This is a genomic window from Pseudomonas kilonensis (assembly GCF_001269885.1).
Taxonomy (GTDB): domain Bacteria; phylum Pseudomonadota; class Gammaproteobacteria; order Pseudomonadales; family Pseudomonadaceae; genus Aquipseudomonas; species Aquipseudomonas kilonensis.
This window is the reverse complement of the sequence record NZ_LHVH01000024.1, coordinates 352,429-374,399: the sequence shown is the minus strand read 5'-3', so window position 1 is coordinate 374,399 and position 21,971 is coordinate 352,429. Positions and strand designations below refer to the sequence as shown.

General features: G+C 62.7%; 19 protein-coding genes. 13 read left to right on the top strand and 6 right to left on the bottom strand.

Annotated features, from left to right (window positions below; genetic code table 11):
• The first annotated feature begins 4 nt into the window (after positions 1-4).
• From AD662_RS17975 to AD662_RS17930, 10 genes are all read left to right on the top strand, one after another.
• Positions 5-1,648: an ABC transporter substrate-binding protein gene (locus AD662_RS17975; RefSeq protein WP_053189287.1), complete on the top strand. Its 1,644-nt coding sequence runs from the start codon at positions 5-7 to the stop codon at positions 1,646-1,648.
• A gap of 43 nt (positions 1,649-1,691) precedes the next feature.
• On the top strand, positions 1,692-2,648 hold the full coding sequence (locus tag AD662_RS17970; RefSeq protein ID WP_003203201.1) for an ABC transporter permease: 957 nt from the start codon (positions 1,692-1,694) through the stop codon (positions 2,646-2,648).
• A complete protein-coding gene (locus AD662_RS17965; RefSeq protein WP_053189285.1) occupies positions 2,645-3,520 on the top strand; it encodes an ABC transporter permease in 876 nt (291 codons plus the stop codon). The genes AD662_RS17970 and AD662_RS17965 overlap by 4 nt, the downstream gene beginning before the upstream one ends.
• 1 nt (position 3,521) lies before the next feature.
• Positions 3,522-5,366, top strand: a complete 1,845-nt coding sequence (locus tag AD662_RS17960) for an ABC transporter ATP-binding protein (protein WP_014337749.1) — start codon at positions 3,522-3,524, stop codon at positions 5,364-5,366.
• Positions 5,363-5,671, top strand: a complete 309-nt coding sequence (locus AD662_RS17955; RefSeq protein ID WP_014337750.1) for a (2Fe-2S)-binding protein — start codon at positions 5,363-5,365, stop codon at positions 5,669-5,671. Before AD662_RS17960 ends, AD662_RS17955 begins: the two co-directional genes overlap by 4 nt.
• Positions 5,653-7,029, top strand: a complete 1,377-nt coding sequence (locus AD662_RS17950) for an FAD/NAD(P)-dependent oxidoreductase (RefSeq protein WP_053189283.1) — start codon at positions 5,653-5,655, stop codon at positions 7,027-7,029. The genes AD662_RS17955 and AD662_RS17950 overlap by 19 nt, the downstream gene beginning before the upstream one ends.
• Positions 7,026-8,180, top strand: coding sequence for an NAD(P)/FAD-dependent oxidoreductase (locus AD662_RS17945; protein ID WP_053189281.1), 1,155 nt, complete (start codon positions 7,026-7,028; stop codon positions 8,178-8,180). Before AD662_RS17950 ends, AD662_RS17945 begins: the two co-directional genes overlap by 4 nt.
• A complete protein-coding gene (gene argE, locus AD662_RS17940; RefSeq protein WP_053177701.1) occupies positions 8,177-9,334 on the top strand; it encodes an acetylornithine deacetylase in 1,158 nt (385 codons plus the stop codon). The genes AD662_RS17945 and argE overlap by 4 nt, the downstream gene beginning before the upstream one ends.
• 532 nt (positions 9,335-9,866) lie before the next feature.
• On the top strand, positions 9,867-11,324 hold the full coding sequence (locus AD662_RS17935) for an NAD-dependent succinate-semialdehyde dehydrogenase (RefSeq protein WP_053189279.1): 1,458 nt from the start codon (positions 9,867-9,869) through the stop codon (positions 11,322-11,324).
• Between the two features lie 40 nt (positions 11,325-11,364).
• Positions 11,365-12,444, top strand: a complete 1,080-nt coding sequence (locus AD662_RS17930) for a tartrate dehydrogenase (RefSeq protein ID WP_018601232.1) — start codon at positions 11,365-11,367, stop codon at positions 12,442-12,444.
• Between the two features lie 406 nt (positions 12,445-12,850).
• Here AD662_RS17930 and AD662_RS17925 read toward each other — a convergent pair whose 3' ends face one another.
• From AD662_RS17925 to AD662_RS17915, 3 genes are all read right to left on the bottom strand, one after another.
• Entirely contained in the window at positions 12,851-13,558 is a 708-nt protein-coding gene (locus AD662_RS17925) for a cupin domain-containing protein (RefSeq protein WP_018601230.1), read from the bottom strand.
• A 43-nt stretch (positions 13,559-13,601) separates the two neighbouring features.
• Positions 13,602-14,459, bottom strand: a complete 858-nt coding sequence (locus tag AD662_RS17920; RefSeq protein ID WP_053189277.1) for a GNAT family N-acetyltransferase — start codon at positions 14,457-14,459, stop codon at positions 13,602-13,604.
• 343 nt (positions 14,460-14,802) lie between these two features.
• Entirely contained in the window at positions 14,803-15,729 is a 927-nt protein-coding gene (locus tag AD662_RS17915) for a 2-hydroxyacid dehydrogenase (protein WP_053189275.1), read from the bottom strand.
• Between the two features lie 288 nt (positions 15,730-16,017).
• Between AD662_RS17915 and gabT the strand changes: the two genes are divergently transcribed.
• From gabT to AD662_RS17900, 3 genes are all read left to right on the top strand, one after another.
• Positions 16,018-17,310: a 4-aminobutyrate--2-oxoglutarate transaminase gene (gabT, locus tag AD662_RS17910; RefSeq protein ID WP_053189273.1), complete on the top strand. Its 1,293-nt coding sequence runs from the start codon at positions 16,018-16,020 to the stop codon at positions 17,308-17,310.
• A gap of 87 nt (positions 17,311-17,397) precedes the next feature.
• On the top strand, positions 17,398-18,054 hold the full coding sequence (locus AD662_RS17905) for an HAD family hydrolase (RefSeq protein WP_053189271.1): 657 nt from the start codon (positions 17,398-17,400) through the stop codon (positions 18,052-18,054).
• A 45-nt stretch (positions 18,055-18,099) separates the two neighbouring features.
• Positions 18,100-18,588, top strand: coding sequence for an Lrp/AsnC family transcriptional regulator (locus tag AD662_RS17900; protein ID WP_003203167.1), 489 nt, complete (start codon positions 18,100-18,102; stop codon positions 18,586-18,588).
• 264 nt (positions 18,589-18,852) lie between these two features.
• Here the strand turns inward: AD662_RS17900 and AD662_RS17895 are convergent, their stop codons facing one another.
• From AD662_RS17895 to AD662_RS17885, 3 genes are all read right to left on the bottom strand, one after another.
• Positions 18,853-19,806, bottom strand: a complete 954-nt coding sequence (locus tag AD662_RS17895) for an alpha/beta fold hydrolase (protein ID WP_053189269.1) — start codon at positions 19,804-19,806, stop codon at positions 18,853-18,855.
• A gap of 299 nt (positions 19,807-20,105) precedes the next feature.
• Positions 20,106-20,753, bottom strand: coding sequence for a VOC family protein (locus AD662_RS17890; protein WP_053189267.1), 648 nt, complete (start codon positions 20,751-20,753; stop codon positions 20,106-20,108).
• Positions 20,754-21,105: 352 nt separating this feature from the next.
• Positions 21,106-21,906, bottom strand: a complete 801-nt coding sequence (locus tag AD662_RS17885) for a DUF6630 family protein (protein ID WP_053189265.1) — start codon at positions 21,904-21,906, stop codon at positions 21,106-21,108.
• Between the last annotated feature and the right edge of the window lie 65 nt (positions 21,907-21,971).

Here is a 21,971-nt window from a genome sequence, read left to right as displayed (position 1 = left end):
TGACATGAGTGACACTAAAAACGGCATCAAAGACCAGTTGATCACCGGTACAGAAAGTCTGCGTGTTTTCGAAGGGCTCAACCGCGGCATGTCGCGCCGCCATGCATTGCAGATGCTCGGACTGGCCGGTGTGGCCGCAGCGGGTGCCGGCAGCCTGTTCGGCACCGCCGGCAAGCTGCTTGCCGATGAGCAGGCAAGCCCCGGCAAAGGCAAGCCCGGCGGGCGTATCCGGGTCGCCGGTATCTCCAGTTCCACCGCCGATACCCTGGACCCGGCCAAAGGCTCATCGTCCACGGACTACGTGCGTCACTACATGTTCTACAACGGCCTGACGCGTTTCGACAGCCACATGGTGCCGCAACTGGAACTGGCCGAACGTATTGACACCACCGACGCCACGCTCTGGGTGATTACCCTGCGCAAGGAAGTGACCTTCCACAACGGCAAGGGCCTCACCGCCGCCGACGTGGTGTTTTCCCTGATGCGTCACAAAGACCCGATCACCGGTTCCAAGGTCTTGCCGCTGGCCGAGCAGTTTGCCGAGGTCAAGGCCACCGGCACCCATGAAGTGCAGATACGCCTGAGCGGCCCGAATGCCGAGCTGCCGTCGATCCTGGCCATTTCCCACCTGTTGATCGTCCCCGAGGGCACCAGCGACTTCAACCAGGGCATCGGCACCGGCCCGTTCAAGGTCAAGGAGTTCAAGCCTGGTGTGCGTTCCATCGGTGCGCGCAATACCAACTACTGGAAGCCTGGCCTGCCGTACCTGGACGAGATCGAATTCATCGGCATCGGTGACGAGCCGTCACGGGTCAACGCGTTGCTGTCGGGCGACGTGCAGATCATCAATGAGGTCAACCCGCGCTCGACCACGCGCATCAAGGACAGCACCACCCATCGCGTGGTGGACTCGCCGTCGGGTAACTACACCGACCTGATCATTCGCCAGGACCAGCTGCCCGGCCAGAGCCCGGAGTTCACCGAGGCGATGAAACTGCTGCTGGACCGCGAACAGGTCAAGTCGGCGATCTTCCGGGGTTTCGCCAGGGTCGGCAACGACCACCCGATTGCGCCCGGCGCCCGTTTCTACAACGCCGACCTGCCGCAACGGACCTACGATCCGGAGAAGGCCCGTTTCCTGCTGAAGAAGGCCGGCATGGAAAGCATCAGCATGCCGGTGATGTGCTCGCCAGCCGCCACCGGTTCGGTCGACGTTGCCGTGCTGCTGCAGCAATCGGCCAAGGAGGCCGGGCTCAAGCTCAACGTCAACCGCCTGCCGAGCGACGGCTACTGGTCCAACCACTGGGCCAAGCACCCGCTGAGCTTCGGCAACATCAACCCGCGTCCTAACGCCGACATGCTGTTCTCGCAGTTCTTCCAGTCGACGGCGCCGTGGAACGAATCCGGCTGGAAAAACCCGCAGTTCGACCAGTTGCTGATCCAGGCTCGCGGTGAAACCGATGAAGCCAAGCGCGGCAAGATGTACGCGGATATGCAGACCCTGGTGCATAACCACAGCGGCATCGGCATCCCGGTATTCATCAGCAACATCGATGGCGTCGACCAACGCGTCAAAGGTTATGGCACCAACCCGCTGGGCGGTTTCATGGGCTATATGTTCGCCGAGCAAGTCTGGCTTGACGCTTGATGCGTGTGGTCTGGCGGCGTGACATGGCACAAGGGGTAGGGCGATGAATAGCAACACACTTTGGTTGATCGGCCGGCGCCTCGGCGCTGCGGTCGTGACCCTGTTGATCGTATCGATGGTGGTGTTCGCCATTACGGCGGTGTTGCCGGGAGACGCGGCGCAACAGTCCCTTGGACAGTTCGCCACGCCTGAGCAAGTGGCGGCCCTGCGGGTGAAGATGGGCCTGGACCAACCGGGTGTGTTGCGCTACCTGCACTGGTTGATGAGCCTGCTCAGCGGTGACATGGGCGTGTCGATCTCCAACGCCACGCCGGTCAGCGAGTTGATGGCTGGCCGGGTCCCCAACACCCTGATGCTGGCGGCGGCCACGGCGCTGGTGTCGGTGCCGGTGGCGTTGATCCTGGGCATCGGCTCGGCGATGGGGCGAGGGGGACGCATCGACGGCTTCCTGAGCTTCTTCACCCTGACGATGGTGGCGGTACCGGAGTTCCTGGTTGCCACCCTTGCGGTGCTGATTTTCGCGGTAAACCTGGGCTGGCTTTCGGCGCTGTCCTATTCCAGCGAGATCACTTCGCCGCTGCAATTCATGCGCACCTATGCCTTGCCGGTGATGACCCTGTGCTGCGTCATCGTCGCGCAAATGGCGCGCATGACCCGGGCAGCGGTGATCGATCAACTCGACAGCCCCTACGTGGAAATGGCCCGTCTCAAGGGCGTGAGCCCGGTGCGGGTGGTGCTGCGCCATGCCTTGCCCAATGCCATCGGGCCGATTGCCAATGCCATCGCCCTGAGCCTGTCCTATCTGTTGGGTGGGGTGGTGATCGTCGAGACGATCTTCAACTATCCCGGCATCGCCAGCCTGATGGTCGATGCCGTGACCAACCGCGACATGGCGCTGGTCCAGGCCTGCACCATGCTGTTTTGTACGGCGTACCTGGTGTTGGTGCTGGTGGCTGACCTGTGCGCGATCCTGTCCAATCCGAGGCTGAGAAACCAATGAACAATCTCATTGTGAAATCCCCGCCTGCGGCGCCCGAACTGGCCTTGGGCAAGGTGTCGCGCAAAACCCCCTGGCTCGGCCTGATCGGCGCCGCGATGTGCGTGATCTGGTTGCTGGTGGCGATCTTCGGGCCATGGCTGGCACCCCACCCGGTGGGGGAAGTGGTCTCCGATAACGTCTTCGACAACTTCAGCGCCACGTATCCATTGGGCACCGATTATTTGGGCCGCGACATGCTCAGCCGCATTCTCGTGGGGGCGCGCTTCACGGTGGGCCTGGCGTTGGTGGCGGCAGTACTGGCCAGTGGGCTGGGCACCAGTTGCGCGCTGCTGTCGGTGGTTTCGCCGAAGTGGCTGGATGAACTGATCAGCCGCCTGATGGACGCCTTCATTTCGATCCCGAGCAAGATGCTCGCGCTGATCATGGTCTCGGCGTTCGGCTCGTCGGTGACCCTGTTGATTTGCACGGCGGTGCTCAGCTTTACCCCGGGGGCGTTTCGTATCGCCCGCAGCATGGCGGTGAACATCGAGGCCCTGGAATACGTGCAAGTGGCCCGCACCCGTGGCGAACGCCGGCTGTACATCGCCTGTGTGGAAATCCTGCCGAACATGCTCAACCCGGTGCTGACCGACCTGGGCTTGCGTTTCGGTTTCATCGTCCTGCTGCTCAGCGGCATGAGCTTCCTCGGCCTGGGCGTGCAGCCGCCGGATGCCGACCTGGGCTCGCTGGTGCGGGAAAACATCGGCGGCCTCAACCAGGGCGCGCCGGCCATTGTGATTCCGGCCCTGGCCATCGGCACCCTGACCATTGGCGTCAATCTGTTTATCGACCGCTTGTCTTCGCGGCGCAACCGACGTACGGGAGGCCATTGATATGAGCCAATTGATCCGAGTCGAGAACCTGCGCGTGGTCGCCTGTGGCGAGCGCAGCGAGGTGGAGATCGTCAAGGGCGTGAGTTTCTCCCTGGAGAAAGGTGAAGTGCTGGCGCTGATCGGCGAGTCCGGTTCGGGCAAGACCACCATCGCCCTGGCACTGCTCGGTTATGCCCGGCGCGGTTGCCGCCTGGCCGGTGGCGTGGTGCAGATTGGCGAGCACGACATGCTCGCCTTGAGTGAGCGCGAGCTGCAAGGCCTGCGCGGCAATCGGGTGTCGTACATCGCCCAAAGCGCCGCGGCGGCGTTCAACCCGGCCAAGAAACTCATCGACCAAGTGGTGGAAGGGGCGTTGATCCATGGCCTGGGCAGCCGGGCCGTGCTCGAAGCCAAGGCCATCGAACTGTTCCGCGACCTGGCGCTGCCCAACCCCGAATGCATCGGTCAACGCTATCCCCATCAAGTGTCCGGTGGGCAACTGCAGCGGGTGATGGCGGCCATGGCGCTGATCAGCGATCCACTGCTGGTGGTGCTCGATGAGCCGACCACGGCCCTCGATGTGACCACCCAGATCGACGTGCTGCGCGCCTTCAAGCGGGTGGTGCGGGAACGTGGCGCGACGGCGGTCTACGTGTCCCACGACCTGGCCGTCGTGGCGCAGATGGCCGACCAGATCGTGGTGCTCAACGGCGGGCAGATCTTCGAACAGAGCGCCACCGCGCCGCTGCTCAAGGGCCCGGCTCACGCCTACACCCGCAGCCTGCTGGCGGCGGCACGGCCAGACACGACGATTCGCCCGCCGTGCGGCGTGGCCGAAGACACGCCGCTGTTGACCATCAAGGGCTTGACCGCCGGCTACGGCAACAAGAACCAGCACGGCATGCCGGCGATCCGGGTGCTCGAAGACATCGACCTGACCGTGCGCAGGGGCCAGGCCATCGGGGTGATCGGTGAGTCAGGCTCGGGCAAATCCACCTTGGCGCGGGTGGTGGCCGGGCTGTTGACCCCGGCCCTGGGCGGGCTGACGTTTGACGGCCAGCCACTGGGTGGCAGCCTGTCCGAACGCACGGACGAACAGTTCCGACGCATCCAGATGGTGTTCCAGAATGCCGACACCGCGCTCAACCCGATGCACAGCATCAGCACCATCCTGAGCCGGCCGTTGAAGATGTATTTCGGCCTCAAGGGCGCGGCGCTGCGTGAGCGTATCGGCGAATTGCTCGACCTGGTGCGTCTGCCACGGGACATGGCCGAGCGCCGCCCGAGCGAACTCTCCGGCGGACAGAAACAGCGGGTCAACCTGGCCCGGGCGCTGGCGGCCAAGCCGGACCTGATCCTGTGCGATGAAGTGACCTCGGCGCTGGACACGGTGGTCGGCGCGGCGATCCTTGAACTGCTGCGCGACCTGCGCCAGCAGCTGGGGGTGTCCTACCTGTTCATCAGCCATGACATCTCCACGGTGCGGGCGCTGTGCGACGACATCGTGGTGATGTACAGCGGCCACAAGGTTCAAGAGGGCAGCCGGCAATCGTTCGCCCAGGCGCCGTTCCATCCCTACACCGACCTGTTGATCCACTCGGTGCCGGAGTTACGCCAGGGCTGGCTGGAAAGTTGTGGCACCACGACGTGCGGCACGCTGCCGGCGTTGGGCGCGCGCGCCGAGGTGCCGCAGCTGTGCACCTTCCTCAATCGCTGCCCGGTGCGGGTCGATGGCCTGTGCAACCACACCGCGCCGCCCCGGCGGATCATCGACGGCGGCAGCGAGGTGCTCTGTCATCACGACAGTGCCGAGCTGCTCAAGCGCCAACAGGATTCAAACAGCATGATCGTGGGAGCCTACGCATGAGCGCACGTTTCGTGAGGTTGGCCGAACAGGGCCGGCCCGTCGTCAAATTGAAAGTGGATGGCGTCCCGGTCGAGGCGTTGCAGGGCGACACGCTGATGGTCGCATTGCTGACCCACGGCCCGGCGTTGCGCCAGTCGGAATTCGATCCGGGTAGCCGGGCCGGTTTCTGCCTGATGGGCGCCTGCCAGGATTGCTGGGTCTGGACCCGCAGCGGCGAACGCCTGCGAGCTTGCTCCAATGAAGTACGCGAAGGGCTGGACATCATTACTCAACAACCGGAGGCGATATGGCCGCTGCGCGGATAGTCATTGTAGGCGCTGGACCGGCGGGTATCCGTTGCGCGCAGACCCTGGTCGCAGCGGGCTTCAAGCCGATCCTGCTCGACGAGAACCGTCGCGATGGCGGGCAGATCTACCGGCGCCAGCCCGAAGGGTTCACCCGCACCTACGTCACGCTGTATGGCACCGAAGCGGACAAGGCCCGTGACCTGCACGAAAGTTTCGATCGCTTGCGCCCACAGATCGACTACCGTCCGGACACCCTGGTGTGGAACCTGACACCCGGGCAATTGTGCTGCGTCAGCCAGGGCCAGCACACGACGGTGGATTACGACGCGCTGATCCTCTGCACCGGCGCCACCGACCGCCTGATGCCCATCGAGGGCTGGCAGTTGGGCGGCACCTACAGCCTCGGCGGCGCGCAGATCGCCTTGAAGGCCCAGGCGGTTTCCATCGGCCACCGCGTGGTGTTCATGGGCAGCGGGCCGTTGCTGTATCTGGTTGCCAGTCAATACCTCAAGGCCGGCGCCAATGTCGCGGCGGTGCTGGACACATCGCCGCTGGGCCAGCGCATCAAGGCCTTGCCTAAACTCATGGCGCGCCCGGGTTTGCTGTTCACCGGCATGAAATTGTTGGCGCAGCTGTATCGGGCGAAAATTGCTGTGCACCTGGGTATTTCGCCGCTGCAAATTCTGGGAGAAGCGAGCACCGGTGTCAGTGGCGTGCGAGTTCGTACCGCCAGTGGGGAAACCTTGACGGTGGCCTGCGACGCGGTGGCGCTGGGTTATCACTTGCGCCCGGAAACCCAACTGGCTGACCTCGCGGGCTGCCGCTTGCGCTTTGACGAGGCCTCCAGCCAATGGCTGCTGGACACGGACGAAGAGGGACGGACCTCGGTCAGCGGTGTCTACGCCGCCGGTGATGGTTCGAAGATCCGTGGCGCCGATGCCGCCGAGCACGCCGGGCGCCTGGTCGCCCTGGCATTGTTGAGCGATCTGCAGCAGCCGGTAGACGCCGCACTCGTCGCCGAACAGCGCCAGGCGCTCAAGGTGATGGACGCGTTTCGCCTCGGCCTGGCCCAGGCGTTTCCCTGGCCGGCGGCACAAGCCAAGGCCTTGCCGGACGAGGCCATCGTCTGCCGCTGCGAGATGATCAGCGCCGGCGAACTGCGTCGCACGGTCAGCGAAAAGGGTGCCTGCGAAGTCAACCGGGCCAAGGCGTTCAGCCGGGTTGGCATGGGCCGCTGCCAGGGCCGTTACTGTTCCCAGGCCGGGGCCGAAGTGATTGCTGCAGCAGCGGGTGTCCAGGTGCAGGAGGTGGGGCGCCAGCGTGGTCAGGCTCCCGTGAAACCACTTTCGATGCTCACTCGGGAGGTGACGCCATGACGGAAAATAAAGCCGATGTGGTGATTGTCGGCGGCGGCCTGATGGGCTCGGCGGCAGCGTTTTTCCTGCGCCAACGGGGGCAGTCGGTGATCCTGCTGGAGCGTGACCAGATCGGCCAGTATGCCAGCGGCGTCAACTTCGGCAACGTGCGTCGCCAGGGGCGTTTTCTCGGGCAACTGGAACTGGCCAACCGCTCGTGGGCACTGTGGAAACGCCTGCCGGAGCTGATCGACGACGACCTGGAGTTCATCGCCAGCGGGCACATGCGCGTGTGTTATCGCGAGGATGAAATACCCGAGCTTGAGGCTTACGCAGCGGCACCGGAAGCGGCGCAGTTGGACTTGCAGATCTATCGCGGCAGCGAGCTGCATGCGCGTTTTCCGTTTCTGGGCAAGGACGTCAAGGGTGGCTCCTATGCGCCGCACGACGGTCACGCCAACCCGCGTCTGGCAGCCCCGGCGTTCGCCCGGGCGGCGCGGCGGCTCGGGGCACGCATCGAGGAACGCACCGAGGTGGCCGAGGTGCAGAAGGTCGGTGACGGGTTCAGCATCAGCACCACCGATGGTCGCCAGTTCAGCGCCGCGCAACTGTTGATTACCGCAGGCGCTTGGGGCCAGAAACTCTCGGCGCAGTTCGGCGAGCCGGTGCCGCTGGAGACCAATGGCCCGCAGATGGCCGTCACCGAACCGGTGCCGTATGCCTTGCCGACGGTGATCGGCGTGTACACCAAGATTCCTGAAGAAGTGATCTATTTCCGCCAGATTCCCCGGGGCAATATCATCATCGGCGGCGGCTATCGCAGCAAGCCGGACATGCTCAACCGCCGGGCCTATGTCGAGCCGCGCAGCATCCTCAACCAACTGGACCAGATGCGTCGGCTGCTGCCGGGCGTCGGCAATCTCAACATCATCCGCGTGTGGAGCGGCATCGAAGGCTACCTGCCCGATTCCCTGCCGGTGATGGGGCCCAGCGCCAACGTTGATGGCTTGTACTATGCGTTCGGCTTCAGCGGTCATGGCTTCCAGCTCGGTCCGGGCGTTGGCGATGTCATGGCTGAACTGATCAGCACCGGCAGCACTCGAACCTTCATCGAGCCGTTTTCCATCCGCCGGTTCGCCCTTTGTGCCGAGCAACGGAGCAAGGCCTCATGAAACCCCGCGTGCTAGCCATTTTCGAACGCCTGCTGGCGTTTGAAACGGTCTCTTCAGAATCGAACCTGGCCCTGATCGAGTACGTGCGCGAGCTGTTGCTGAGCAAGGGCATCGAGTCGCTGATCGTCAAGGATGAGAGCGGCAAGAAGGCCAACCTGTTCGCCAGCACCGGCCCGAGTGAGTTGCCCGGGGTCCTGCTGTCCGGCCACACCGACGTGGTGCCGGCGGCAGGGCAGGCCTGGACCGTTCCGGCGTTCCAGGCGACCGTGCGCGATGGGCGGGTCTACGGGCGTGGCAGTTGTGACATGAAAGGTTTCATTGCGCTGGCCATCGACGCCATGCTCGATGCCGCCGACCATTCGTTGAACCGGCCATTGCAACTGGCGCTTTCCCACGACGAAGAGATCGGTTGCGTGGGGGTGCGGCGCTTGCTCGACGTGCTGCACCTGGCGCCGGTGCGACCGTTCCTATGCGTGATCGGCGAGCCGACCAACATGCAGTTCGTGCTCGGCCACAAGGGCAAGGGTTCCTATCGCACCTACTGTCGCGGCCTGGAGGCGCACTCATCGCTGGCACCGCGCTCGGTCAATGCGATTCACGTGGCCTGCGATTTCATCGCGGCGTTGCGCCAGAGCCAGCAGCAATTGCAGGAGCAAGGCGCCCAGGATGCGGATTACGACGTGCCCTACAGCACCGTGCATGTCGGGCAGATTGTCGGCGGCAAGGCACTGAACATCGTGCCGAACCTGTGCACCCTGGATTTCGAAGTGCGCAATTTGCCGGACGACGATCTGGACCTGTTCCTGGAGCAACTGCGCGAGCGCGCCGAGGTGATCGTTCGTGAAGCCAAGAAACTCTCCAGCGTCGCGGACATCGAGATCGAAACCCTCAACGTCTATCCGGGCCTCGACACTCATCCGAGCGTCGAAGCCGTGCGCTTCCTGAAAAACTTCGCCACCCCGGACACCGGCACCACCAAGGTCTCCTTCGGCACCGAGGGCGGCCTGTTCAAGCAGCGCCTGGACGTACCCGTGGTGGTCTGCGGCCCAGGCTCCATCGAACAGGCGCACAAGCCCGACGAGTTCATCGAGATCAGCCAGATGGAGGCAGGGGAGCGGTTTCTGGAAGGGTTGCTCGGCTCCCTGAAAATCTAAGCCCTGCACAAAACAAAAGGTGGGAGCACACCTATGGGAACACACCTGTAGGAGCATACCTGTGGGAACACACCTGTGGGAGCACACCTATGGGAACACACCTGTAGGAGCATACCTGTGGGAACACACCTGTGGGAGCACACCTATGGGAACACACCTGTGGGAGCACACCTATGGGAACACACCTGTGGGAGCACACCTATGGGAACACACCTGTGGGAGCACACCTGTAGGAGCACATCTATGGGAACACACCTGTGGGAGCAAAGCTTGCTCGCGATGAACGATGACACGGTCTTGATCGATGTCGCCTGATCCACCGCCATCGCGAGCAAGCTTTGCTCCCACAGTGTTCAATGTTCAATGTTCATGTTCATGTTCATGTTCAGTGTTCGGTGTTTAGCCTGGGGCTCGGTAGAGCCTGCCGTCCCACCTCGAAACTTCAGCATCCAACACTGCCCAAACCCCGCTTTCAGCATCCTGCCCCGTGGCATCTCCTTAGACTGGAATCACCTCGGAACAGGACGCGACCATGCTCAAGAATCGATTGAAAGACCCCAGCCTGTTGGCAGAACTCGCTTACGTCGACGGTCAATGGCTCGGCGCCGACAACGCCGCCACCCTTGACGTCATTGACCCGGCCACCGGCCAGGTGCTCGCCCGTGTACCCGCGATGCAAGGCGTGGAAACCCGGCACGCCATCGAGGCCGCCGAGCGCGCCTGGCCAGCGTGGCGCGCGCGTCCAGCGGCCGAAAGGGCAGCGCTGTTGGAACGCTGGTATCAGGCCATGATGGACAACCTCGACGACCTCGCGCTGATCATGACCTGTGAACAGGGCAAGCCGTTGAACGAGGCCAAAGGCGAAATCCGCTACGGGGCCGGTTTCGCCAAATGGTTTGCCGAAGAGGCCCGGCGGGTCTATGGCGAAACCATACCGGCCCCCAGCGGCGACCGACGCCTGCTCACGCTCAAGCAGCCGGTGGGTGTCTGTGCAGCCATCACTCCATGGAATTTCCCCAATGCGATGATCACCCGCAAGTGCGCACCGGCCCTGGCGGCGGGCTGCCCGGTCATCGTCAAACCCTCGGACCTGACCCCCTTGTCGGCCCTGGCCCTGGCGGTGCTGGCCGAGCGGGTCGGGATTCCGGCCGGGGTGTTCAACGTCGTGACGGGTATGCCCGCCGGTATCGGCGAAGAACTGACCGGTAACCCGACGGTGCGCAAGATTTCCTTTACCGGCTCCACGGCGGTCGGGCGCCTGCTGATGCGCCAGAGCGCCGAGCACATCAAGCGCTTGAGCCTGGAGCTGGGCGGCAACGCGCCGTTCATCGTGTTTGACGATGCGGACCTGGAACAGGCCGTCGCCGGCATCATGCTCAGCAAGTTTCGCAACGCCGGCCAGACCTGCGTCTGCGCCAACCGCATCCTGGTGCAGGACGGTATCTACGAACGCTTCGCCGCGCGCCTGGTGGAGGAGGTGGGCAAGCTCAAGGTCGGCAATGGGCTGGAGGCTGACGTGATGATCGGCCCGCTGATCAACCTCGCGGCGGTGAACAAAGTCGCCCGGCACATCGACGATGCGTTGAGCCAGGGCGCGCGCCTGCTGTGTGGCGGTGTTCCCGAGGGCGACAGTCAGTTTGTCCAGCCAACGGTACTGGGCGAGGCCCATGCCGGGATGTTGCTGGCCAACGAAGAAACCTTCGGCCCGGTGGCGCCGCTGATGCGCTTTACTACTGAAGAGCAGGCCCTGGCCCTGGCCAATGCCACGCCGTATGGCCTGGGCGCTTACTACTTCACCCAGGACCTGCGCCGCTCATGGCGTTTCGGCGAGGCGCTGGAGTTCGGCATGGTCGGGCTCAATACCGGGCTTATCTCCATGGAAGTCGCGCCCTTCGGCGGCATCAAGCAGTCGGGCCAGGGGCGCGAAGGCAGCAAGTACGGCCTGGACGAATACCTTGAAGTCAAAGCCTTCCACATCGGTGGGCTGTGATGCGACCGTCATTTGAACCGACACCCGGGAGCCATGATTGATGAGCAAACCATTTCGAATCGCTGCCATTGCCGGCGATGGCATTGGTAAGGAAGTCCTGCCTGAAGGACTGCGGGTACTGGAGCAGGCCGCGAAAAAGTGGCAGTTGTCGCTGGACGTCGAAGTGCTCGATTGGGCCCATTGCGATTACTACCTGGAGCACGGGCAGATGATGCCCGCCGACTGGTTCGAACAACTCAAGGGCTTCGACGCGATCTACTTCGGCGCCGTGGGTTGGCCGGACAAAGTGCCGGACCATATTTCCCTGTGGGGCTCGTTGCTCAAGTTCCGTCGCGACTTTGACCAGTACGTGAACATCCGCCCGGTGCGGCTGTTTCCGGGGGTGCCGTGTCCGTTGGCCGGGCGCAAGGCGGGGGACATCGACTTCGTGGTGATCCGCGAGAACACTGAGGGCGAATACTCTTCCATCGGCGGCAAGATGTTCGAAGGCACCGAGCATGAGTTCGTGCTGCAGGAGTCGGTGTTCACCCGGCGCGGGGTCGACCGGATCCTCAAGTTCGCTTTCGACCTGGCCCAGACCCGACCGCGCAAACGCTTGACCGCGGCCACCAAGTCCAACGGCATTTCCATCAGCATGCCGTATTGGGACGAGCGCACGGCATTGATGGCCGAGCAGTACCCGGACGTGAAGTGGGACAAGCAACACATCGACATCCTGTGCGCTCGCTTCGTTTTGCAGCCCGACCGGTTTGATGTGGTGGTGGCGTCGAACCTGTTCGGCGACATCCTCTCCGACCTGGGCCCGGCCTGCGCCGGTACCATCGGTATCGCACCGTCGGCCAACCTCGATCCGGAGCGCCGCTTCCCATCGCTGTTCGAACCGGTGCATGGCTCAGCGCCCGATATCTATGGGCAGAACATCGCCAACCCGATCGCGATGATCTGGTCCGGCGCCTTGATGCTCGACTTCCTGGGTAACGGCGATGAACGCTACCGCGCGGCCCACGATGGGATTCTCAAGGCCATCGAACAAGTCATCGCCGAAGGCCCCATCACCCCCGACCTGGGTGGGCAAGGCTCGACCCAGGATGTTGGCCAGGCCATCGCCGCCGCGCTCTGAGGCTTGATCCAACCTGCGACACCTTTTGCCCGCTCACACTGCGGGCTTTTTTTGCTGATCCGACGCTACCCGCCAAACCCCCTTGTGGGAGCAAAGCTTGCTCGCGAAAGCGGTGGATCAGCTTGCGATGATGTTGGCTGTGCCGCCGCCATCGCGAGCAAGCCCGCTCCCACACTGGGTTCTCGGTTGGCCGCAGGCTTCACATCCAGCCCCAATCCCCTGTGGGAGCGGGCTTGCTCGCGAAAGCGGTGGATCAGCGAGTGGTGATGTTGGATGTGCCGCCGTCTTCGCGAGCAGGCTCGCTCCCACACTGGGTTCTCGGTTGGCCGCAGACTTCACATCCACCGTCAATCCCCTGTGGGAGCAAAGCTTGCTCGCGATAGCGGTGGAGCTGCCATACACCGGATTACTTGACGACGTACACCTTGCGCACATAAACGCTGCTTTTCCAGGCACACGGCGCATTCAGCGGGACGAATACGGTATCGCCGGTGTTGACCGTCAAGTCGCTGCCATCGGCTGCCTGCAAGGTGACGCTGCCTTCGAGCAGGTGCATCAGCTCATGCAGTTTGTGCGGTCGTGACTTGCGAGTGTAGGGCGTCGAGTCCCAGATACCGATCCGCAGGTTGCTCGCTTGCTCGACAAACAAATTGTGCGAGCGACATTGCGGCGGCGGGCTGAGCAGGATCTCGTCATCCGGGGCAGCAGAAGGCGAAAGCAGGGTGTGGGCGGGGAGTGCCGTTAGCCCGGGAAGGTGCGTTTCGATGCGCTGGGTATCGGCACAGAAGGCCCAGAGCGAGCCAGGTTGCGCCTCGACCTCAAGCGCCGTCCCCCGACCGATCACCGCGCTTTCACCTGGCTTGAGCTGCAACGTCTGCCCCTGGCTGCGCAGCGTCACTGCGCCGGCATGCACCACGAGCGTCTCACTGAAGGGGTATTCATCGACGCTGAACAGTCCGCTCGCCCGGACCACGCCGGCAGCCATGCCATCCGCCCCGGCATAGGCGATGAGGCGGTCGAACGGATCCTTGGCGCCCAGCGAACCCGGGGTGAACGGGGTTGAGGCAAGACGGCCATCGGCGTGTGCCAACAGCACTGCAGTGGGTTCGAGCATGAAGAAGATTCTCCAGGGAAGCGTTGAGGGGAGTGCGGGGGTTTCAGCCAATGGCCTGGGTCACCGGCGCAAATTGCCGAACCGCGCCGGTCGCTTGCGGGGGCGTGCCCCGTGCCATTTGGGCGACGGTGTCGACCTGCTTGAGCCCGGCCTCTTCCAGCCAAGGGGCCAGGCCGCTGTTTGAAGGGGTGTCGATGCGAACGAATGCGTCTGGCACGTGGGCCAGCAGCACGGCGATCAAGTGCCGGGCCTGTTCCAGGGTCTGGGCGATGACCGGGCCAATGCAGCGCCCACGGCCATAGGGGCGCAGCAGGGCGAAGGCGCACAAGTGACCGTCGCGCTCGATACCCACTGAATGTTCAACGACCTCGAACAGATCATTGAGCACAGCGCTCCGCTCCAGGCCGCTCCCGGCATTGGCCAGTTTGATCAGCTCGGCGTGATCGGCCTCGCCCAGCTCGCGGCAGTGCTCGCCGGCGGCCAGTTCTTGCAGGGCCGGCACCAGCGCTTGCCCTTGATGCTGCTGGATATGCCCAAAATCAACGAACCCCTGGCTGGCATACAGCGGGGCACCGGCCAGCGTCGCATTGAGCACGGCGGTCCGCGAGCCGCAAGCCTCGATCGCCAGTTCCATCAGTTTGCGACCGATCCCCTGGCCCTGATACTCATCGTCGACAATCACCAGGCCGATGGTGGCGTAGTCCCCTTGGGCGCAGCTGAACGCCGTTCCAATCAAACGACCCTGGTCTTCCACGACAAACCCCTGGGCGACGCGTTGCAACATCGCCCAGTCTTCCAGGCGATGGGGCCATTTCAACTGCACGGACAAGGCATGGGCCGCCGGCACGTCGGTGGCGGTCATGGCGCGATAGAAGTAAGTAGGGCGTTGCGAAATGGACATGGCAGATCACCATAAAATAAGGGACGAAAGCGGATGGATGTGTGCGCTGCAAGCCTTTGTATCTCACCTGCCACCAGGTCTGGCAAGGGCGGCACATCGATTCGGTATCTTGCGTAAGCAACGGCCCTGCCGGCCACATTTCTTGCTCAAATCAGACGCTTGGCCAGCAGTAAATACCGAGTCGGATTTCATGGCTCAGCGCCAAGATGTAGCTGCCTGCAGGCGCCGTGTAGGAGCTGCCGAGTGCAACGAGGCTGCGATCTTTTCCCTGGCAGTTGAGTCCTGAGGGAACGACCGACAGATCAATAGATCGCAGCCTTCGGCAGCTCCTACAGGGCTCCGGTCAATAGCTGCGCTCACAATCCACCAGGCCCAGCATCGATTCACCCCGTTGATGCCGGCGGATGTTCTCCAGCAACACGCCAAAGGCACTTTCAGGCTGAGTCATCGCCGCGATGTGCGGCGTCAACAGTATCTGTGGATGGTGCCAGAAGGGGTGATCCATCGGCGCCGGTTCCTGCTCCAGCACGTCCAGCACCGCGGCGCTGAGCTGGCCGTCGGCAAGGGCTTCAAGCAGGTCCGCTTCCACCAGGTGCCCACCTCGGCCCATGTTGACCAACGCTGCGCCCTTGGGCAGGTGTTGGAACAGCTGGCGGTTGAGGATCCCTCGGGTCTGCTCGGTCAACGGCAGGACGCACAGCACTATGTCGCATTGACCGAGAAAGGCCGGCAGTTGCTCGTCGCCAGCAAAGCACGCGACCCCCTCAATGTGATGCTCGCTGCGGGCCCAGCCCGACAAGGCAAAACCAAAGGTCTTCAAGCTGGCGAGTATCTGCCGTGCCTGCAAACCCAGACCCATGACGCCCACCCGGCGTTGCCCGGCGGGCACCAGCCGGTGCGCTTGCCAGCAGCGTTCGGCCTGTTGCTGGCGATAGCGCAACATGTCCCGGTGCAGGCTGAGCACGGCGAAACTGGCGTACTCGCACATGCCCTGGCTGATGCCGGGGTCGAGCAAGCGCACCACTGGCAGCGTCGTTGGCAAGCGGCCAAGGTCGAGTTGATCCACGCCGGCCGACAAGGCGAACAGCACCTGCAGATTCGGCAACAGCGTTTCGACGTCGTCCGGCGCCTGCCAGGCCGCCAGGTACTGGATATCCCGCGGGTCGCCGATGTCTGGCCAGGCGCGCCATTCAATGTCCGGCGCGTGTTCGGCGAACAGGCGCCGCCAGTGTTCGCCGCGTACCGGGTCAGCTTTATAGAGCAGGGCCATGGGTCACTTCTCGCCTGAAATCAAGGAGCCCCTAGCATGCCTCAACGCCAGAGCAGGATCTGTTGAAAGGGCCGGCGTAGCAGCATCGCACTGCGTTGCAAGGTGCCTCTTGCGGCAGATTCCATGGGGCTGGAATGCCTCTGGAGGATTCTGCTGTTTGCCGGGGTGTAAACAGTCGATCCGAATTTCTCAACGACCAAGTTCGGCTTAGACAATCGCGTCGAACGCTTAACCTGTGAACACACCGCAGCCGCTTCCTGGGTGCGAGGCTCACGATGGGAAATGCCAATGAACAGTAAAGTCGAAGAAACCCCAAGTTTGCTCCGTCAGCGTGATCAATTCGTGCCACGTGGCCTGGTCACCGCGCACCCGCTGGTGATCGATCGGGCCCAGGGCTCGGAATTATGGGACGTGGACGGCAAGCGTTACCTGGACTTCGTCGGCGGCATCGGTGTGTTGAACATCGGCCACAATCACCCCAAGGTCGTCGCGGCCGTGCAGGCCCAGTTGCAGAAGATCTCCCATGCCTGCTTCCAGGTCGTGGCCTACAAGCCTTACCTGGACCTGGCCCAGCGTCTGTGTGAAATGATCGGCGGCCAGCACGCCTATAAAGCGGCATTTTTCACCTCGGGTGCCGAAGCGGTGGAAAACGCCGTGAAGATCGCCCGGGCCCACACCAACCGCTCGGCCGTGATTGCCTTTCGCGGCGGGTTCCATGGCCGGACCTTGCTCGGCACCACGCTGACCGGCATGAGCCAGCCGTACAAACAGAACTTCGGCCCGTTCGCCCCGGAGGTCTTCCACACGCCGTATCCGAATGCCTATCGCGGCGTCACCAGCGCCATGGCGCTCCAGGCACTGGACGAGCTGCTGGCCACCCAAGTGGCACCTGAGCGGGTCGCGGCGATCATCATCGAGCCGGTGCAGGGCGATGGCGGTTTCCTGTCGGCCCCCGCCGAGTTTTTGCAGGGCCTGCGCGCATTGACGCAAAAGCATGGCATTGTGTTGATTCTCGATGAAATCCAGACCGGTTTCGGTCGCACCGGTAAATGGTTCGGTTTCCAGCACGCCGGTATCCAGCCGGACCTGGTCACGGTCGCCAAGAGCCTCGCCGGTGGCTTGCCGTTGTCAGGTGTGGTCGGCAAGGCCGAGATCATGGACGCTCCGCTGCCGGGTGGCCTGGGCGGTACGTACGGCGGTAATGCGCTGTCGTGCGCGGCGGCGCTGGCGGTGATCGAGGCGTACGAGCAAGAACAGCTGCTGGCCCGTGGTGAAGTCCTGGGTGAGCGCTTGCGCCAGGGCCTGCTGCACCTGCAAACCCGTTACCCGCAGATCGGCGATGTGCGCGGCAGCGGCTTCATGCTGGCGATCGAACTGATCAAGCATGACGACGCGCGCACCCCGGACGCCGACCTGAACCAACGCCTGATCGACGAAGCCCGGGCCGGCGGTTTGCTGGTGATCAAGTGCGGGGTGTACCGCAACGTCTTGCGCTTCCTGGCGCCGCTGGTGACCAGCGAAGCGCAGATCGACGAAGCGTTGCAGATTCTCGACGACGCCTTGGCACGCGTCCTCGGCTGATGCCTGCGTTCATGACGTTTGCCTGGGCAAGCGTCAGTGGCGATTAATGGAGCGTTGATCGATGGGACATCATCGGAGGCTTTACAGATGAGGCTGACTGAATATCGGGCGTTGTTGATCGATTGCGATGAGGTCCTGGTGGATCGGGACTCCGGCGTCTGGGCGGCGTTGCAACCGTTGCTGGAAAACCATGGCGAGCCGTTGGACAAAGCACAGGTGCTCGCCGATTTTGACGAAGTGCTGCAAGCCTTGTACCCGCGTTTCGGCGAATTGGGCTTCAGCGGCTTGCTGTGTTTCGCCCACCGTCAATTGGCCGAGCGCTGGAAGCTCAAGGTCAGTTGGGAGGAGGGCATGAGCTTCGCCCGCTCGGCTGCCGGTTGGACGCTGTTCGAGGATGCGCCGGGTGCGATGCTCTACCTGCGCAAGTTCTATCGGTTGTTGGTGCAGGGGGATCGCGATGCCGAGGACCGGGGCGTGTTGTGCGAGCGCCTGGGCATCGAGCCTGATGATTTTATTTCGCTGGCGAGCGACCCGTTGCAGGATCACGATTGGCTGGCGGCCAATGGCCTGAGCGCCGAGACGATTCTCCAGGTGACCCGCCCCGGCGCCCGCCCACGGTCGGTCGGGGCTGTCTGCCTGATCTGCCGCAACGCCGACATGTCTCCCGCGCCCTGTGCGGCGGACTACTGTATCAACAGCATGGCTGATCTGGTCGCTCAGCATCAGCTGTCCTTACGACGCTGATTTTGTTAGAAGATTGTCTTACAAACGGCAGGCAAGAGGTATGCGATGGAAGGTTTAGCGAAACTGGACCGGATCGACATCAGCATTTTGGTAGAGCTTCAAAAAGATGGCCGCATGACCAACGTCAGCCTGGCCGATGCCGTGGGCTTGTCCGCCAGCCCATGCCTGCAACGGGTCAAACGACTGGAGTCGTTGGGGTACATTTCCAGCTACAAGGCCCATTTGAACCTGGCCAAGATTACCGACTCGGTGACGGTCTTCACCGAAGTCACCCTCAGCGACCACAAGCGTGAGGACTTCGCCAAGTTCGAATCCAACATCCGCCTGGTGGATGAAGTGCTCGAATGCCACCTCATCAGCGGCGGCTACGACTACCTGGTGCGCTTCATGACCCGCAGCATCCAGGACTATCAGGACGTGATGGAAAGCCTGCTGGACAAGAACATCGGCATCTCCAAGTACTTCAGCTACATCGTCATCAAGTCACCGGTGCGCAAGGATGAGATTCCATTGCGTAAGTTGTTGCGGCATTGAAGCCGAGACCCACCCTAAAACAACTGTGGGAGCGAGCTTGCTCGCGAAGGCGTCGGCCGATTCAGCACTGATACAAGCAGGCCCACCGCTTTCGCGAGCAGGCTCGCTCCCACAATGTTATGCCCGGTGTCCGCAAAGCCTGAATCCACCCCAAACCCCTTGTGGGAGCGAGCCTGCTCGCGAAGGCGTCGGCCCATTCAGCATTGAGGCAAGCTGACCCACCGCCATCGCGAGCAAGCCCGCTCCCACAAGGGATCTGGGCTTTTATTCCTTGAGGAAGGTCAGCAGATCCTGATTGAGGCGATCCTTGTGCGTCTCGGTCAAGCCGTGCGGCGCACCAGGGTAGACGATCAGTCGAGCGCCCTTGATCAGCGCTGCCGAGGCCCGGCCTGAAGCGTCGATAGGCACGATCTGGTCGTCATCGCCATGGATCACCAGCGTCGGCACATCAAACTTCTTCAAATCGCCGCGGAAGTCGGTCGCCGAGAATGCCGCGATCGAGTCATAGGTATTCTTGCTGCCACCCTGCATGCCCTGCACCCAGAACGACTGGATCAGCCCTTGGGATGGCTTGGCGCCCTTGCGGTTGTAGCCGTAGAACGGGCCCGAGGCAATGTCCAGGTACAGCTGCGAGCGGTTCTCCAGGGACGCCTTGCGCAGGCCATCGAACACCTCGATAGGCAAACCACCGGGGTTGGTGTCTGTCTTGAGCATCAACGGCGGAACAGAGGACACCAGCACGGCTTTCTTCACTCGAGCGGTGCCGTGACGGCCGATGTAGCGAGCCACTTCACCGCCCCCCGTCGAGAAGCCCACCAGCGTGACATCCTTCAGGTCCAGCGCTTCAATCACCGCCGCCAGGTCATCGGCGTAGTGATCCATGTCGTTGCCTTCCCACGGCTGGCTGGAGCGACCGTGGCCGCGACGGTCATGAGCCACCACGCGATAACCCTTCGAAGCGAGGAACATCATCTGGCCTTCCCAGCTGTCGGAGTCCAGTGGCCAGCCGTGGCTGAAGGTCACGACCTGACCATCGCGCGGGCCCCAGTCCTTGTAATACAGCTGCACGCCATCCTGGGTGGTGATGTAGCTGGCGGACTGGACCACGCTGCCGACAGCAGACGCGCTGGCAGCGGCCTGGACCGGCGACGCGGCCTCGGCGCTGAGGGTGGCCAATGCCAGGGTCGCGACAGCCATGGTGCGGTTGAAGGTGTTCATCGTTTCTCTCTCCATAAGGTCGGTTTGATCTGCAGCGATCGTCATCGATCGCGTTGGTGGGCAGATTAGAGAGAGAGGCCGAGGACGAGAACGACGCTGGTATCGATAGCAACTATGGGAAAATCGGATAGCTGCGTTTCGCTTCGGTTACGTGTGAATGGTCGGCGCGGGTTATGGTGACCTTGTGGCGAGGGGATTTATCCCCGCTGGGTTGCGCAGCAACCCCAAAATTTAAGGGGACTGCTACGCAGCCCAACGGGGATAAATCCCCTCGCCACAATTGGCTGTTCTGTACAGACTCACACGTGTAAAAGCGGCAGTGTCTTCAGCCCATTTGGCGTTTGAACATGCGCAACCAGGTAGGGCGCCGAAGGCGCTTGCAGTGCGTGAAGATGAACCGGACCAGAAAAATTCATGGCCGTCAGGATCGCTTTGATTTTTTCCGGATCCGTATGAAAGACATCCAGTGCCAATAGCGCGCAACCCTTGTCCTGGAGCGTGTCCGCCGGATGAAGCCCAGGCGCCCATTGAATGAGGGTGGGGACTGATCCATCCATGGGAAGGCTTCCATCAGCCGGTATGGTTATTTGCCAGCTCAATGTTCCTCTCGTCATGGGTTCGACATCCCCGACAAGGCCAGGGCAGGCATCACGAGCGGTGTGGATATCATCAGTGCGTGCTACCCAAGTCGCCAGGTGTGCCGGCGAATGGGGGGGCAATTGATCAAGGCCGAACCAGCGTGCCCGGTCCGGACGTATGGCGGACGGGTCCACGGCAATCACTTCGAGGTAGAGCCCGGGGCCAAGGTGCAGCAGTCTGTTATGGGTGCCCATGCGTGAATGGACGCCGCCCGGTTGAAGGTCGACGCCCAGCGCGTCAGTCACGAACGCGCAGCCGGTGTCGAGGTCCGTTGCCACGATGACGAGGTGATCAATAGTGGTTTTCATGTGTTCATCCGTCCGTGGGTTGGGAAGTATCTGTCGCCATCAACCAAAAGAAGGCATCGGTCCCAGCGAGTGCAAGATCCACATGACCGCCGCCACTGCTGCCAGCACTGCGACCACAATGCCGATCAGCACCCATTTCAGGATTTTCTGCCCTTTCGACGGCTGGGACCTTGGCGCGTGTGCCTCTACCGTGTGCCGAAATTCCCCGGCGCATCGCGGGCAAGCAGCGGTGTCGTAAGGGAGGAGGGACCCGCATTGCTCACAGTTTGTCATGTCGTCACTTCGAGGCTCAAAGGAGGGGTAGCCCTTATGGGCTGGTAAAAGCGGACCGAAAGCGCGTGGCGTCGGTCGCTTAATATTTGTAGACGATGCCCAGCCTGCCCATGATCTCCAGGGCGTTGATCAGGCCCAGACCGTTCATGGGCAGGCAGGCGAAGGCCTGGTATTCATCGAAGTGCGTGCCGATGGCCAACAACTTCAAATCATGGGCCTCCAACTGGGCGTTGAAGTACTGCAGCAGTGCGCGTTCCCAATCGTTGGCGCGGTTGATGGCATCGATGGCTTTACGCTCAGGCGCAGGGATTTCAATGCCCAACTGCCGCAGCGGGGCGAGGGCATTGACGGCATCGATCCCGTAGGACGACCACTCCTTCCATTCGAACCCCGCCAACTGATTGGCCTCGGTGAGCGCTGACTCGACCTGCGTCCAAGCCCAATCCCACTGCCCGGTAGGCGCCGGCATGTTTTGAATGAGCGCCTGCGCGCGCGCCTCGTCGAACAAACAATCAAACAGATCGGCCAGGGTATCGGCCAAATCGGGCTGCGGCCCTTGCCCCTGGGTGTCCAGGTCGTGGCTCAAACGCTGCCACAGACTGCCCAGCTCGGCCCAATCCTCATCGTCCATGTCGTCATCGATCACCTGGGCCTTATGGCCGCGCAGGTAGTTATCCAGCCGCGTCTTGCGCACCCGTACGCAGCCCTCGGCGAGATCGACCTCGTAGCTGCGGTAATCCAGGTAGTTGGTCTGGAACACGATGCGGTCAGCAAATACCTCGTGGGCGAGGCTTTCCTCAGCGTCGAAATACGCCGCGCCTTCGAAATCGCCATGGGCGGTGATGATGCGTTGAAACGACAGTGGGTCGATCGGATTCATGTGGGCTGGATCACAGGGAGAAGGGCGAAAGGGAAGCGCCGCGTACGCTGGCCGATATCCGGATC